This is a genomic window from Asticcacaulis biprosthecium C19 (assembly GCF_000204015.1).
GTDB lineage: Bacteria > Pseudomonadota > Alphaproteobacteria > Caulobacterales > Caulobacteraceae > Asticcacaulis > Asticcacaulis biprosthecius.
In genome coordinates this window covers 1,563,093-1,576,049 of the sequence record NZ_GL883077.1, presented here as the reverse complement: position 1 = coordinate 1,576,049, position 12,957 = coordinate 1,563,093, and the positions used below count along the sequence as shown (strand labels likewise).

At 63.1% G+C, this 12,957-nt stretch carries 19 protein-coding genes; 13 read left to right on the top strand and 6 right to left on the bottom strand.

Features of this window, described 5'->3' with window-relative positions; all coding sequences use genetic code 11:
* Nucleotides 1-44: 44 nt before the first annotated feature.
* From ABI_RS07565 to ABI_RS07550, 4 genes are read left to right on the top strand one after another with little or no spacing between them, the layout of a single operon-like run.
* Nucleotides 45-530, top strand: a complete 486-nt coding sequence (locus ABI_RS07565; protein WP_006272303.1) for a head completion/stabilization protein — start codon at nucleotides 45-47, stop codon at nucleotides 528-530.
* Complete coding sequence (locus ABI_RS07560; protein WP_006272302.1) at nucleotides 530-748, top strand: tail protein X; 219 nt, start codon at nucleotides 530-532, stop codon at nucleotides 746-748. Before ABI_RS07565 ends, ABI_RS07560 begins: the two co-directional genes overlap by 1 nt.
* 4 nt (nucleotides 749-752) lie before the next feature.
* Nucleotides 753-1,286, top strand: coding sequence for a phage tail protein (locus tag ABI_RS07555; protein ID WP_006272301.1), 534 nt, complete (start codon nucleotides 753-755; stop codon nucleotides 1,284-1,286).
* The gene (locus tag ABI_RS07550; RefSeq protein WP_006272300.1) at nucleotides 1,283-1,732 is read left to right on the top strand and encodes a phage virion morphogenesis protein; all 450 of its coding nucleotides are present in this window, start codon (nucleotides 1,283-1,285) and stop codon (nucleotides 1,730-1,732) included. The genes ABI_RS07555 and ABI_RS07550 overlap by 4 nt, the downstream gene beginning before the upstream one ends.
* Here the strand turns inward: ABI_RS07550 and ABI_RS07545 are convergent.
* Genes ABI_RS07545 through ABI_RS07525 form a run of 6 tightly spaced genes read right to left on the bottom strand, consistent with a single transcriptional unit; the run spans nucleotide 1,729 to nucleotide 6,998 of the window.
* On the bottom strand, nucleotides 1,729-2,007 hold the full coding sequence (locus tag ABI_RS07545; RefSeq protein ID WP_040308692.1) for a hypothetical protein: 279 nt from the start codon (nucleotides 2,005-2,007) through the stop codon (nucleotides 1,729-1,731). The genes ABI_RS07550 and ABI_RS07545 overlap by 4 nt on opposite strands.
* Nucleotides 2,004-3,014 (bottom strand): phage head spike fiber domain-containing protein, encoded by a 1,011-nt coding sequence (locus ABI_RS07540; RefSeq protein WP_006272298.1) that lies wholly within the window; start codon nucleotides 3,012-3,014, stop codon nucleotides 2,004-2,006. The genes ABI_RS07545 and ABI_RS07540 overlap by 4 nt, the downstream gene beginning before the upstream one ends.
* Nucleotides 3,014-3,646, bottom strand: coding sequence for a hypothetical protein (locus tag ABI_RS07535; RefSeq protein WP_006272297.1), 633 nt, complete (start codon nucleotides 3,644-3,646; stop codon nucleotides 3,014-3,016). The genes ABI_RS07540 and ABI_RS07535 overlap by 1 nt, the downstream gene beginning before the upstream one ends.
* A gap of 19 nt (nucleotides 3,647-3,665) precedes the next feature.
* Complete coding sequence (locus tag ABI_RS07530; protein ID WP_006272296.1) at nucleotides 3,666-6,440, bottom strand: hypothetical protein; 2,775 nt, start codon at nucleotides 6,438-6,440, stop codon at nucleotides 3,666-3,668.
* A complete protein-coding gene (locus ABI_RS25010; protein WP_157138741.1) occupies nucleotides 6,427-6,567 on the bottom strand; it encodes a hypothetical protein in 141 nt (46 codons plus the stop codon). Before ABI_RS25010 ends, ABI_RS07530 begins: the two co-directional genes overlap by 14 nt.
* Nucleotides 6,564-6,998: a hypothetical protein gene (locus tag ABI_RS07525; RefSeq protein WP_169313713.1), complete on the bottom strand. Its 435-nt coding sequence runs from the start codon at nucleotides 6,996-6,998 to the stop codon at nucleotides 6,564-6,566. Before ABI_RS07525 ends, ABI_RS25010 begins: the two co-directional genes overlap by 4 nt.
* A 32-nt stretch (nucleotides 6,999-7,030) precedes the next feature.
* Here ABI_RS07525 and ABI_RS07520 point away from each other — a divergent pair, with 32 nt between their 5' ends.
* The 9 genes from ABI_RS07520 (at nucleotide 7,031) to ABI_RS26615 (ending at nucleotide 12,956) form a co-directional block, all read left to right on the top strand.
* Nucleotides 7,031-7,903 (top strand): baseplate assembly protein, encoded by an 873-nt coding sequence (locus tag ABI_RS07520; RefSeq protein WP_006272294.1) that lies wholly within the window; start codon nucleotides 7,031-7,033, stop codon nucleotides 7,901-7,903.
* Complete coding sequence (locus tag ABI_RS07515) at nucleotides 7,900-8,448, top strand: phage tail protein I (RefSeq protein WP_006272293.1); 549 nt, start codon at nucleotides 7,900-7,902, stop codon at nucleotides 8,446-8,448. Before ABI_RS07520 ends, ABI_RS07515 begins: the two co-directional genes overlap by 4 nt.
* 1 nt (nucleotide 8,449) lies before the next feature.
* The gene (locus ABI_RS23495) at nucleotides 8,450-9,739 is read left to right on the top strand and encodes a hypothetical protein (RefSeq protein WP_006272292.1); all 1,290 of its coding nucleotides are present in this window, start codon (nucleotides 8,450-8,452) and stop codon (nucleotides 9,737-9,739) included.
* Nucleotides 9,740-9,798: 59 nt separating this feature from the next.
* Nucleotides 9,799-10,386 carry a phage baseplate assembly protein V gene (locus tag ABI_RS07505; protein ID WP_050808217.1) on the top strand — a complete coding sequence of 196 codons (588 nt, stop codon included), beginning with the start codon at nucleotides 9,799-9,801 and terminating at the stop codon, nucleotides 10,384-10,386.
* Nucleotides 10,383-10,721 (top strand): GPW/gp25 family protein, encoded by a 339-nt coding sequence (locus tag ABI_RS07500; protein ID WP_006272290.1) that lies wholly within the window; start codon nucleotides 10,383-10,385, stop codon nucleotides 10,719-10,721. The genes ABI_RS07505 and ABI_RS07500 overlap by 4 nt, the downstream gene beginning before the upstream one ends.
* A 410-nt stretch (nucleotides 10,722-11,131) precedes the next feature.
* Entirely contained in the window at nucleotides 11,132-11,854 is a 723-nt protein-coding gene (locus ABI_RS25870; RefSeq protein ID WP_006272289.1) for a phage tail sheath subtilisin-like domain-containing protein, read from the top strand.
* A gap of 23 nt (nucleotides 11,855-11,877) precedes the next feature.
* Entirely contained in the window at nucleotides 11,878-12,423 is a 546-nt protein-coding gene (locus ABI_RS07490) for a phage major tail tube protein (protein ID WP_006272288.1), read from the top strand.
* Nucleotides 12,424-12,483: 60 nt separating this feature from the next.
* On the top strand, nucleotides 12,484-12,825 hold the full coding sequence (locus ABI_RS26155; RefSeq protein WP_006272287.1) for a phage tail assembly protein: 342 nt from the start codon (nucleotides 12,484-12,486) through the stop codon (nucleotides 12,823-12,825).
* Nucleotides 12,822-12,956 carry a GpE family phage tail protein gene (locus tag ABI_RS26615; protein ID WP_157138834.1) on the top strand — a complete coding sequence of 45 codons (135 nt, stop codon included), beginning with the start codon at nucleotides 12,822-12,824 and terminating at the stop codon, nucleotides 12,954-12,956. Before ABI_RS26155 ends, ABI_RS26615 begins: the two co-directional genes overlap by 4 nt.
* The last annotated feature ends 1 nt before the right edge of the window (nucleotide 12,957 follow it).

The window sequence follows — 12,957 nt, the reverse complement described above, 5'->3', positions numbered from 1 at the left end:
CGGATCCCGATCCCCACCCCCGGAACTCTCTTTCACGGTGACCTATGACCAACGGCGTTTCCTTCTCCCCCGAACCGGCCCTGTCGCCCGAATGCGATGCCGTCGCCATGGAAGCCGGGTCCTTCTGGCCACAGCCTTCGGTCAACCATTTCCGCGACACCATGCGTATTGGGGGCACCTCGATCCCGAACGATCGCATGAAGGAAGCCCTTCTGCAGGCCATGCTGTCCGTCGACCTCGACCTGACCGACTGGACCGCGCTTCAGGTCGAAGCCGGGCATGACCTCCTGATCGAGGTCCCATCGCCAAAAATAGGCGACGAATCCAAGCTGGTCATGTTGTGGCGCCGTGCCGTGTACCAAACCGCCGCGGCTGACCTTTCGGAAACGCATGGCGACATCACCGCCACGCCCGCCGGTGCGACACGCGACCAGGAAACCTACCTGACCGCCGGCGACTACCGCCGCAATGCCACCCAGGCCCTGCGCTCGCTTCAGGGGCTGAAACGTACCAGATCGAGCCTGATCTGATGGCCACCCGAACCGCAACCGCCCTTCAAGGTGAAACCCTCGACGCCCTGGTCTGGCGTGTCCTGGGTGCCACGGCCGAAGTCGTCGAAACCGTGCTCGGCCTAAACCCCGGCCTGGCCACCATCGCCGACGCCCTGCCCGAAGGCCACGAAGTCACCTTGCCGGTCCTGGTTACAGCCCCCGCCAAAAAACTGGAAATCGTCCAGCTCTGGAACTGAAATCATGCGCAAACCCCAGTCCCTCTACACCTTCCTGCTCGATTCCTGCCCGGAGCTTAAACGCGACCCGAACCGGATCAGCATGCAGGTCGTTGACGGCAACCTGGTCGCGCGCCATGGCGAAAATCTGGGCTTTGAAATGCGGTACCGCGTCAACATCCTGGTCCTGGGCCTGACCGAACACATCCACAGCGTCCTTCTACCGGTGATGATCTGGATCCGCACAAACCAGATCGACCTGCTGCAAAACTACGAAAAGGCCGATAACGCCCTGGCCTTCGAAGTCGACATTCTCGACCGCTCGACCTATGACCTCTCGATCGAGCTGCCCCTCACTGAAGCCGTTGACGTTAGTCGCCACCCGAACGGCGTTTATCGCATGACGGAACGAGGGGAACCGCCGCAATGCGGCATGGAAGGCGCTGAAGGCCTGGCACTGCTTCCCGAAGACATTGTCCTGATCGTCAACGACTACGGTGAAATCCGCCTTCACCCGGACGGCAGCGTCATGACCAAAGACCCGAATGCACCCGTATGACGGACGATCTTTCCCCTCTGATCGATGTCCTGGACGCCTGGTCCCTCAACCAGACGCCGGCCATGCGCCGGAAGCTGGCCCGGAAGATGGGCCAGACCCTGCGAAAGCGCCAGCAGAAGAACATCGCCGGGAACGTCGATCCGGACGGCCAGCCGATGCCGAAACGAAAAAAGCGCCCGCGCGGCTCGATCGCCAAACGGGGAAAGATGTTCAAGGCGCTGCGCCAGCTGCGGAATTTGCGCCTGAAAACCAGTGACACAGAAATCGAAATAGGTTTCCCGCCGGGCAAGGTGTCCGACATCGCCTCGATCCATCATTTCGGTCTGGAAGGCGCTGTTGACAAGGAAGGCCGCATCCGCACCCGCTATCCGGTGCGCCGTCTCTTGGGCTTTTCGCAACAGGCCGAGGACGAAATAATGGACGCCCTGGCCGGCATGTTCCCTTAACCGAAAAACTCCGCCGCCGCCGCTTCATCGGCAAACCGCAGAAACACCGTGTCCGCCCCGGCAAAGGCCTGGCTGGGCGATTCCGGATAGACCCGGACACCTTCGGGGATTTCGCGGCCCTCGATGGCCGACGGCGCGACATTGAGATGATAGCCGGGCGCCCAGGCCGTCACATCGCGCACAGTCTCGCCCGACTCTTCGTCGATCCGCTCCGGGCCCCATGACATGGGTACGGCCACAGGCCCGTCCATCACGGAGGGATTAAACCAGCTCATGTTCGCACGCCTATGATGTCCACAATATACCGCCCGTTCAACGTCGTCGGGTCCGGTGTGTAGCCGCTGCCGGTCACGACCACGCCGGCGAACGTCTGGTCGGCCGTGCCGTCGCCATACTTGAACGTAACGGTGTAGGTTCCTGCCGGCGGAAAAAGCGGCAGGGCGCAGGCCGCCCGCGTTGCCGCAGACGTGGTGTTATCGATCGGTGACCCAGGCTTCGAAGACGCCGAAACCATGCACGCATGAATGACCATTGTGGCGGTCGATGACGATGTCGCCAACCGCGTCGAATTAATCAACGGAATAAAGGCAATGATCGGCGTGCCCGACGAAGACGCCGTCGCCGGCGCCTTGATCCAGATCCGGTACTTTCCGACGCTCAGACGCTCGATACCGTACTCTGTGACCGCGCTGCCCATCGTGCCGGGTGTACCCGCATCCGTCAGGTCGAAATTCCCCCAGGCGTTCGAACCAAAAGCCGCCGATGGGCACGCCAGTTGCACAAATCCGCCGCTCAGTCCGCTGACAATGGCCTGGGTGATGTACGATGTCGTATTGACCACGGTGGCGCTGCCGGCCGTAGCATAATGCGCCACAGCCGCCGTGCCGTTCGCCGTGTACAAAACCGCTGTCGACCCGCCAAAAGTGTCCGGCTGGCCCGTTGTGCGGCTGACATTGGTGCCGCCACCCCACGATAACGGCCTCATGGTATAGTTCGAAACCGTCGTCTCGGACGGCTCATACAGCAGCCCGCGGTCGGTGATCGCCGCATTGCCCGAAGAAAACGCCGTGAACATCCCGGCCGAATTTCGGGCGTACTGCACCGAAGCTCGGCTAAAGGTCGCCGAGGTCGGCGCAGCCATCAGGTTGGCCCAGCTGGTCCGCGCCTGGCCGTTGATCCACGACAGGCCGTCCGCCGGCTTAATATGAAACGCAGCCGCGGCCGCCACCCACAGCGGGATAGCCACCGAAGCAAGAAGCGCGCGCCGGACACCGATATGCATCAGCCGGCGTCCGTCAGTGTGTTGACCGTCACCGAAATGTCGCTGACAGACCCCAGCGTCGGCGTGCCGGTGCAGATCAGGACGCCGTAAAGGTTGGACGTCACCGCCGCCACAGCGCGGCCGATATTCTGAAGTTCCCAGATCGTGTGGACGCCCATCCCACTGTCTGGCGCGCCCAGGGTGAAGACGCCGATCAACTTGGCGAAATCATTGGCGTGAATCACCGGCGCTTCGTTGTTGGTGAAGGTCGAAGAGGTCGGATCGTCGCGGAACAGATACAGCTTCAGGCCCGTGGACTGGACGGTCTTGGCATTGACCCGGATGCTCTGGATCACACCGGAAAACAGCGCCCCCATCACCGCTGTGAAGGTCAGCTTGCCGCCAACCACTTCACCGGCGGCATAGGCGCCGGCCGTCACAGGCGGCGCGACTGTGAAGCCCTTGACCCGTCCGGCCGTCACGTACTGCGGATCCGCTGCGGAACCCAGCGGCGCCTCGATGCCGGCGGAGTTGACGACGGTGACAACGTCATTGATCTCGCCATTGACGGTGTCGTCGCTGGACGCGATCCGGCGGACCCGCGCGCGGTTCCACTTGTCGGTATAGTTCTCAGTCGTGATACCTGGGGGCATGGCGGTCTCTCCTTAAGTTCTAGGGCGTTGAATAGCCGCCAACCTGCAGCCATAAATGCGGCGCGGCAGTTGTTAGGCGTTGAAGCCGGATGTAGTCATTGGCCTTCAGAACGAAGTTCTGACCGCCATGCAAACGCAACTTGGTCAAGTCATGGACAAAGGTCAGCGCCTGGCTGCCGCCGTTGTAGATCAGTACCTCTGGCCGTAGTTGACTGACGCTGCTGACTTGAGAGATGGATGCCGGCGCGACCGTCGTGATCTTCACCAGTCCAACTTCTCCGATTGTGACCGAGTTGCCAACGACCCCCGCGTCGACGATGGCAGTTTCTGACCGCAGCGCGAACATGTCGGCGGCGATATCTTCGGTGACTTCGAGGTGGGCCTTGGGATAGGTGATAATGGTGTTGGGCGTGCCCAGGCCCATGTTACCGTCATGGTCCAAAACAAAGCCGATGTAGTCGTTGTTATCGGCTTCGCCGCCGCCCGCCGCGTGCGCATAGGGCTGGAAATTCCAACGGTAGGAAAGCCGTGGCTCACCGAGTTCGTCATAAGCCGAAACGACACTGTAGACGCGACCAATCAGGCGGTAGCTGCCGTTCCAGTACGCCCCGCCGACCCACTTCTGCACAATAGTGCCCGTGCTCACGTTGGCGGGCGCCTCTGGCGTTCCGCGTGCAACGCGCTGGTTGAAGTCCGGAGTTGCGGTAGCCCCTACGGCGGTATGCTGGATCGTTCCGTTGCCCGCGTCGGTGAGAACACACGCGCCACTGCCAGCCGTCCAGCCCGCCCCAAGCGAAGTCGGCGCCGATCTTACCGACCCGCCTACCTGCAGCCAGATTTGGCTGCCTGAGACGGCAATCTGCAAGAGCTCGATCGTGTCGTTGTATCCGAGGGTGACATTGGCACCGCCAAAAAGGCGGATCTTTGCGGCGTCGAAGGTAAAGGTCCATGGCTGGCTGTTACCGTTTCGCAGAAGAATGCGATGATACGCAAAGCCCAAAGGCGTCACGATCCGCGTCACGGTCTGCTGTCCGTCGGCATTCAGCTTGGCGATGCCGCTGGCCGGCAAGGTCAGGACGCCGCCCGGCGCGCTGTCGATCGCCTCTTCCTTCGAGAACACATAGGCGTCCGAAACCGAAATGGCCGGCGATTCGAAGCTGTTATTGGCGCCGTCCGGAACGAAAGAACTCTGATAATAGTTGCGCGTCGGATGGTCGCCATAACAGCCGCGCCACGACGTCTCGCACGCCCACGGCCCCTTGCCGATCTTCACCGAAGACCGGAAATAATACCACCTCAGCCCGTCAAACCAGCGGACATAGCCTTCATTGTCGGTTGTCGACGCTGCATTGGTCGGCAGGCCGGTAGCCTGGTCGATAATGATGCCATAGTCCGCCGGCGACACGCCGCCCATGGCGGTCGGCACGGTCGACCCTTCGGCCGTCCACACCGTGGTCCAGGCGCCCATATTGAACATGGCGTAACGCTTGACATTGTCGACCGCGTTGCTCGGCTGGCCCGGAGGGGCCGTATTGGGCACATCAGCCTTAAGCGGCTCCCACCAGCGGTAAAGCTGCGCATCGCCATCGCTGAAATCGCCCAGGCGGTTGCCGATGCTGATACAGCCCAGAATGCGGTTACCCAGCGCACAGGCCCCGGCATTCGGTCGCACGCCAACGCAATAGCCATTGGTCGGCGTGCTGCTGATAACCTCCCCGGTCTCCGGGTCGATCTCCTGGCGATACTTGCCATTATTGAGCCCGGTGACGTTAACCGCCACGTTGAAGCTGCCGTAGAAATGCAGCCCGTCGTGACGGTTATCGCGCAGCAGGATATTGCTGATGCGGCAGAACTTGGCGGAAATCGAAATGCCATTGTCGCCGACATTGGCGATCTCGCCGCCGGTGACACTCCATCCCTGGACATCGACCGTCAGGCCGACACCCTCTTCGCCGATATAGGTGGTGGCCGGATAGTCGCCGCGATCATCGGAGCCTGCCGCCGAATGCTCGACCTGCGTCAGCAGGTAGGTTGTGAGCTTGGACTCGTCCAGATACTTGCGTGGATTGACCACCACGCCCTTGTTCGCCCAGCGCTCACCATACAGCAGGAAGCCGGCCAGGTTCCGGCCGGTGACATTGACGAACTCGCACCCGTCGCTGTAGCGCGTGGCCTTGATGCCGACCGCGTACATTTCGCGGAAGGTGATATCGTTGAACTTGCAGGCCGGTGAATTGTAGACCTCGATGCCGGAATTCCCGGTCGCGAAGTTAAGTCCGCGGAACTGAAGGCCCGGACTGTCCACAACCCGGATCTGATACTGCGACGTATTATGCGGCCCGGTCAGCGTGCCATTGCCGACCATACCCCCGCCGGTGCAGCCCGTGAATTCGAAGGCCTTTGGACCGGTATGCCGAAGCGCGCAGCCTTCGATGTCGATGGTGATATTGCAGTTGCTGATCGTGACGGCCGTGCCGCCCATGTCCGGCCCGAACGGCTCCGAAACGGTCGCCATCGCGGAACCCGCCACGACCAGGGTCGCGGCGCTGCCGGCGGCCATGGCCTTCAGCGCGTTGACGGCATTCTGCATCCACAGCCGGAAGGACTGGCCTTCCGGTCGCGGGAAGTCGGCCAGCTCAAGCCGCAGCTTCGGCGCGCGGTCTTCCAGCGAGCGCAGGACGCCGCCGACATAGCTGGCATACTTTGCCTTTCCGCCCGTGAGCGGAACAATCGGCTCCGCCCCCAGCGCGTGCAGGATATCATTGCGATTGAGAGGTGATCTACTGCCCGCCACGACGACGCTCCCGCATCAGGTCATGCTGGGCGTGAACTTCCTTCACCTGGTGGCGACAGGCGCGATACAGCGCCGCCAGACTGAGGACAGCGAAAACAGCCGCGAGGATCCAGAAGAGGCCCATCATTCGATCTCTCCGATTTTGCGCTTGGCGAAATACCGAACAGCGTTGAGCAGGAAGCCGAAGCCGAGCGCGCCCAGGACCATCGAAATCAGAACCGATGTGATCGCCGGAAGGTTCCAGTAGATCGTCGCGGTGACGCCGATCGTCGCGAACGCCGGCAGCGCCGACATTTCGGAAATGGCCAGCCAGCGCCGCTTGCGGTGCCAGTGCGCCGCCTGCGCAGGGTCTTCGGGCGGGGCCGAGCCCAGGCCGAACAGGAGCATGCCCAGCTTGCCGACCACCATGGTCAACGCACCGGCAAATCCCAGGGTCCAGAAGATCGCGATTTCGAGCTTACTCATGCCCCGCACGTTCATCGCCGCGGCGTGGCACTGCCAGCGCAAGCCCTTGTAAAACCCCGATTTACAAAGCCGCACGGGTGCGCGCGAAGCCACCGGCGGCACAGTGCGCGCTATCGGAGCCCACCATGTCCACCAGCAACGCCATCGACCTGTCCCAGCTGCCCGCACCGAACGTCATCGCGGCGCTGGATTACGAAACCATCCTGGCCGAGATGGTCGACCTCATGCAGACCGGCGTGGCCGGTGTCTTCGAAGGCATCCCCGATTTCGACGTAACGAACGAAGCCGACCCGGCCGTGAAGGTTCTTCAGGTCGCCGCCTGGTGCCGCATGCTGGATCGTGCCAAGGCCAACGACGACGCCAAGGCCTGCCTGGTCGCCTACGCCACCGGTGCGGATCTCGATAACCTCGCCGCTCTGTTCCAGGTCGAACGCCTGGTCGGAGAGACAGACGCCGCCTTCCGCCGCCGCATCGTGCTGGCACCCGATGGCTATTCGGTCGCTGGCCCGGAATCTGCCTATATTTTCCATGCCCTGTCGGCACATCCGGACGTGCTCGACGCCACGGCGACCAGCCCCGCGCCCGGTCAGGTCCTGGTCACCATCCTGTCACGCGTCGGCAATGGCACCGCCTCGGAACAACTGCTAGAAATCATTTCTGCGGCCTTGTCGTCGGCTACCGTCCGCCCCCTGACAGACCAGGTGACCGTCCAGTCGGCAACCATCGTCAACTACGCTGTCACCGCCACGGTCTACACCTATGACGGCCCCGACAGTTCGGTTGTCCTGGCCAATGCCGCCAGCCGCGCCGAAGCCTATCGCCAGTCCCTGCGCCGCCTGGGTCGCGATGTCACCCGCGCAGGCTTCTATCAGGCCCTGTTCGCCGATGGCGCACAGAATGTCCTGCTGCCGTCGCCAGCCGCCGACATCGTCATGGACGACACCCAGGCTGGCCACTGCACCGCCATCACCATCACCCATGGCGGCGTCGCCGAATGAGCCTGCTGCCGCCAAACGCCACCAATTTGGAACGCGCCCTGGCCGCCGCCGTCCAGTTGCCGGCCCTGCCGTCGACGATGCGCGACCTCTGGAACCCCGACCTTTGCCCGGAAGCGCTTTTGCCGTGGCTGGCCTGGTCGCTCTCGATCGACAACTGGAACCCGGCATGGTCGGTTGCAATCCGCCGCGAACGCATCCGCCAGGCCATCGCCCTGCAACGGATCAAGGGCACCCGACAGAGTGTCGCGGATGCCATCGCCGTCCTGGGCGGTGAAGTCGTCGATATCGTTGAATGGTTCGACCGCGACCCGGCCGGCACGCCGCGCACCTTCTGCCTGGTGCTCGATCTCGAAGATGACGAAGGCTCGCCGCCGGCCCCGTCCTACCTGCTCTCGATCCTGCGCGAAGCCAGCCGCACCAAGCCGGTCGGCGCCCATTTCACGGTAACGCAAAAGCAAAAAGCTACGGCAGGAATCGCCTTTGCCGCCGCCGCTCGCCCCACCGCCTACACCCGCCTGAGCTTCGAAGTCCCGGAGGACGCCTAAAATGGCCCTGCAACTGATCGTTACCACAGCCGGCCGCGCCGCTATCGCCGCCCTGGGCGGAACCGACGCCGTCGTTATCTCCGAAGTCGGTGTCACAGCGTCCCATGTCGTCGTCTCTGAAGCCACCACTGTCCTAACCGGCGAAATCAAGCGCATCGACACCGTCGCAGGCGTTGCCATCGCTGCTGATCAGATCCACCTGACCGTCCGCGACACCACGTCCGACGCCTATAGCCTGCGTAGCTTCGCCCTGTATCTCGACGACGGAACCCTCTTTGCGGCTTACGGCCAGCCCGGCGTTATCATGGAGAAGACGGCGCCCATCGTCATGCTGATGGCGCTGGACATTGCCCTGGCAGATATAGCTGCCGCCGACATTACTTTCGGCGACCTTGACTTTGTCCTGCCGCCTGCCAGCACGACAGTGCAGGGCGTCGTCGAACTGGCCACTAACGCCGAAACCGTCGCCGGCACCGACAACACCCGCGCCACCACGCCGGCGGGCGTCGCTGCCGCCATCGACGCCATCCCGTACTGCACCGAAGACATTTTCGGCGTCATCGAACTGGCGACCGTGGCCGAGGCCGTCGCGGGCATCGATCCTAATCGCGCTGTCACTTCGGTGGGGCTCGCCGCTGCAATCGCCGCTATTCCGGCCGCCTCCGATACGGTCGCGGGCAAGGTCGAGCTCGCCACCGATGCCGAGGCCCTGGCCGGAACAGACACCGACCGCGCTGTCACGCCAGCGGCCATGACAGCCGCCATCTCGGCCGCGGTGGCTGCCGTCGTCGCCGGCATCGAGGCCGATCCGCACCGCACCCAACTGGGCGAAGGCAGGACATTCCACCGCTCTTGGCCGGAATCGGACTACTATAAATATCCCAAAGGTCACTTGCTGCCCTTGCCGGCCTATCAGGACCTGGCCGACGCCCTGGCCGGCGATCCCGCCTTGGCGACGACGATCGAGCAAAAGGCCGCCAACCCCTCGATGTGGTATATTTCGCCGGGATCGCATGTGCACATGCCGGACCTGCGCGGCCAGTTCACGCGCATCTGGCATGATGACCTTGTCGATGGCGTCACCCGCCCCGCCCTGGGCCGCCGCAAGGCCAACCAGAACAAGTTGCACACCCACGCAAGCGATCCCTTCGCCGGCACGAATGGCGGAGCCTATGGCGCGGAACCCTTCGAAGGCGGCACCAACCCCGGCGGCAACCAGACAGGTTCTTCCGGCGGCGACGAATCTGTCCCCGATCACACCGCGATCTGGTATCTGATCCGCGTTCTGTAGCCTTGTAAATCGGGGATTTACAAGGCGTTGCGCTGGCCTGCACCAAGCCTGCGCCCATCATGCCCGGCATGACACCCGACGCTGCACACGACACTATCACGGACATGATCCGCTTCGGCACGATTCAGTCGGTCGATGGTCAGCGCGCCGTGGTCCTTTGCGGCGAAGTCGTGTCCCCACCCCTGCCCTGGCTGGCTATTGTCGGCGCCTGGCTGGTCTGGCTGCCGCCCTCGCAGGGCGCCCAGGTCACCGTGATCTGCCCGGACGGCGACATTGCCGGCGGCATCATCCTCAACGGCATCTATTCCGACGCCTTCGCCTCGCCGGTCACATCTCTGCTGTCGGCGCTGCTGAAAGCGCCCGACGATGCCACTTTCGTCTACGACGCCGCCGCCCATGCCCTGACCTTCACGCTTCCGGCGTCTGGAACCGTCAAGATCATCGCGCCGGGCGGCTTCGAATTCGAAGGTGACACCAAGGTCACTGGCAAGTTCGAAGCGACCGGCGACGCCACCTTCGGCGCGAAAATCAGCGCCACGGGCGAAATCACATCGAACGACGACGTCAAGGTAGGCGACATTAGCCTGAAGAACCACAAACACGGCGGCGTCCAGGCCGGCGCGGTCAAAACGGGATTGCCCGAATGACCGGCATGAACCGCAATACCGGCGCGCCCATCTCAGGCCTGGACCAGATCGTCCAGGACATCGGCGACGTGCTGACCACGCCAAAGGGCAGCCGCGTCATGCGCCGCGCCTACGGCTCTGACCTTCCCGACCTGGTCGACAGGCCGCAGAACCGCGAAACCGCCATGCTGCTGGTCGCCGCGTCCGCCGGCGCGATCAGCCGCTGGATCCGCAATGTCCGCGTCCTGCGCTGCCAGCCCGCCTTTTCCGCCGACGGTCGCGGCGCCCTGACGCTCGACGTCCTGCCGACCGGAACCGTCAACGCCCAAACCCTGTCCCTGACCATCCCTTTCTGAAGGCCCGCCCATGCCCGTCAATCACGGTATCTCGCAATCGGAATCGCTTGTCGGTCCACGCCCTCTGGTGATCGCCGCCACGGCGGTCATTGGCCTGGTCGCCATCTCGGCCACGGCTGAAACCGACACCTTCCCGCTCAACACGGCGGTCCTGCTGTCCAATCCGCGCGCCGCCATCGCTGACGCCGGCGCCGGCACCCACCTGGAAAAGTGCCTGAAGACCATCACCACCTTCTGCTCGCCTCAGATCGTCGTGGTGCGTGTGGCCGCCGGTCTGAACGCCGACGCCACCGAAGACAACATCATCGCCGGCATCGCCCTGCTGGAAAGCGCCCAGAGCGTCACCGGCGTCAAGCCGCGGATCCTGGGCGTTCCGGGCTACGACAATCTGGGCGTGACAACGGCCCTGGTTGCCACCGCAAAAAAAGCTGCGTGCTTTCGTTTACGCCAGTTGCAGTGGCGCCGACACCCTGGCCGAAGTTGGCACCTATCGCGAGGGCTTTGGCGATCGCGAACTGATGCTGATCTATCCCGACTTCACCGGATATACCGGCGAAGCCGTCGCCTCGGCTCTGGGCCTGCGCGCCCTTCTCGATCACACCAAGGGCTGGCACCACAGCCTGTCCAACAATATCGTTTCCGGCGTCACCGGTATCAGCACGCCGATCAGCTGGAACATGCAGGGCAGCGGCACCGATGCCGCAACGCTCAACAACGAGCCGGTCACCACCATCATCCGCAACAACGGCTACCGCTTCTGGGGCAACCGCACCTGTTCCGATGAACCGCTCTACGCCTTCGAAGTCGCCACCCGCACCAACTTCGTCATCCAGGACACGATCGACGAAGGGCTGCTGTGGGCGATCGACAAGCCCATCACCGCCCAACTGGTGAAGGACATCATCGACAGCCTCAACAACGTGGCACGCGAGATGATCACGGCCGGCCGCGTGATCGGTCTGCGTTTCTGGTACGACCCGGACGCAAATACCCCCGCCGACCTGGCCGCGGGTAAGGTCAAGATCGACTACGACTTCACCCCGTGCGCCCCGCTCGAAGACCTGGGACTGACCGGCCGCATCACCGATCGCTATTACGCCGACCTCGGCACGCAACTGGCCCAACTGGGCTAAATCCAATCAGAAGGAATTAGCCAATGGGCTTCCCCAGCGTACTGAAGAACTTCAACGTCCACGGCAACGGCGAGTCCTACCTCGGCCAGGTCGCCGAAGTCACCCTGCCGAAAATCACGATGATCATGGAGGGCTACCGAGGCGGCGGCATGCTGTCCGAAGCGCGCCTCGACATGGGCGTGTCGCCGATGGATTTTGAGTGGAAGCCCGGCGGTCTGATGACCCCCGTTCTGCGTCAGATCGGCCTGCCGACCCTCAGCGGCACCCAGTTGCGCTTCTCCGGCGCCTACCAGAACGACAGCAGCGGCAAGTGGGATTCGCTCGAAGTCCTGGTCCGCGGCCGTCACGAAGAGGTCGACATGGGCACCGCCAAGACCGGCGACAAGAACGAATGGTCCGTCAAGACCAACGTTGCCTACTACCGCCTGGCCGTCAACGGCGTGATCGAGCTCGAATATGGCCTGCTGCCGCCCATCTTCGTCGTCGGCGGCGTCGATCGCCTGAAGGAAATGCGCGACATCCTGGGCATCGGCGGGGGTCCGTCCTTCACCGTCGGCGTCGCTCTCTAAACCACATTATCAAGCGCCCAGTTATCTGGGCGCTAAACCTGACATCCTGGAGAAAGCACCATGTCACAGACCGTGAAAGTTACCCTGTCAACGCCCATCAAGCGCGGCGACACCAGCATCACAGAACTGATGCTCCGCAAGCCGAAGGCGGGCGAACTGCGCGGTCTGTCCCTGCTGCAAATTCAGATGTGCGACGTCACCACGCACATCAAGCTGATCCCGCGCATCGCTTCGCCGATGGTCACCGAAGCCGATATCGCCGACCTCGAAGCCGACGATCTCAGCGAAGTCATGGACGGTGTCGTCGGTTTTTTTCTGACGAAGGAACAGAACGCCCAGGCGGGGACCTTCGCCCAGCCGGAACCCCAGAACGCACTCTCCCCGACCGAGTCGAAGACCTGATCAGCGATATCGCCTTCATCTACCATTGGCCGCCCGAAAGGCTGTGGGAGATGGAGGCTGAAGACCTGGTCGACGAACACGCGCGCGCAATGGACCGATACCGCGCCGCCAATGGCATCAAGGACAAATAGC

Bases quoted from the DNA above. Each gene is read 5' to 3' on its own strand.
- ABI_RS07500 (WP_006272290.1), top strand. From the start codon at position 10,383: ATGACCGGCATGAACCGCAATACCGGCGCGCCCATCTCAGGCCTGGAC.
- ABI_RS25010 (WP_157138741.1), bottom strand. From the start codon at position 6,567: ATGATGGGCCTCTTCTGGATCCTCGCGGCTGTTTTCGCTGTCCTCAGT.
- ABI_RS07555 (WP_006272301.1), top strand. From the start codon at position 753: ATGCGCAAACCCCAGTCCCTCTACACCTTCCTGCTCGATTCCTGCCCG.
- ABI_RS07515 (WP_006272293.1), top strand. From the start codon at position 7,900: ATGAGCCTGCTGCCGCCAAACGCCACCAATTTGGAACGCGCCCTGGCC.
- ABI_RS07545 (WP_040308692.1), bottom strand. From the start codon at position 2,007: ATGAGCTGGTTTAATCCCTCCGTGATGGACGGGCCTGTGGCCGTACCC.
- ABI_RS07520 (WP_006272294.1), top strand. From the start codon at position 7,031: ATGTCCACCAGCAACGCCATCGACCTGTCCCAGCTGCCCGCACCGAAC.
- ABI_RS07535 (WP_006272297.1), bottom strand. From the start codon at position 3,646: ATGCCCCCAGGTATCACGACTGAGAACTATACCGACAAGTGGAACCGC.
- ABI_RS07505 (WP_050808217.1), top strand. From the start codon at position 9,799: ATGCCCGGCATGACACCCGACGCTGCACACGACACTATCACGGACATG.
- ABI_RS07540 (WP_006272298.1), bottom strand. From the start codon at position 3,014: ATGCATATCGGTGTCCGGCGCGCGCTTCTTGCTTCGGTGGCTATCCCG.
- ABI_RS07550 (WP_006272300.1), top strand. From the start codon at position 1,283: ATGACGGACGATCTTTCCCCTCTGATCGATGTCCTGGACGCCTGGTCC.
- ABI_RS07565 (WP_006272303.1), top strand. From the start codon at position 45: ATGACCAACGGCGTTTCCTTCTCCCCCGAACCGGCCCTGTCGCCCGAA.
- ABI_RS07490 (WP_006272288.1), top strand. From the start codon at position 11,878: ATGGGCTTCCCCAGCGTACTGAAGAACTTCAACGTCCACGGCAACGGC.
- ABI_RS23495 (WP_006272292.1), top strand. From the start codon at position 8,450: ATGGCCCTGCAACTGATCGTTACCACAGCCGGCCGCGCCGCTATCGCC.
- ABI_RS26155 (WP_006272287.1), top strand. From the start codon at position 12,484: ATGTCACAGACCGTGAAAGTTACCCTGTCAACGCCCATCAAGCGCGGC.
- ABI_RS07560 (WP_006272302.1), top strand. From the start codon at position 530: ATGGCCACCCGAACCGCAACCGCCCTTCAAGGTGAAACCCTCGACGCC.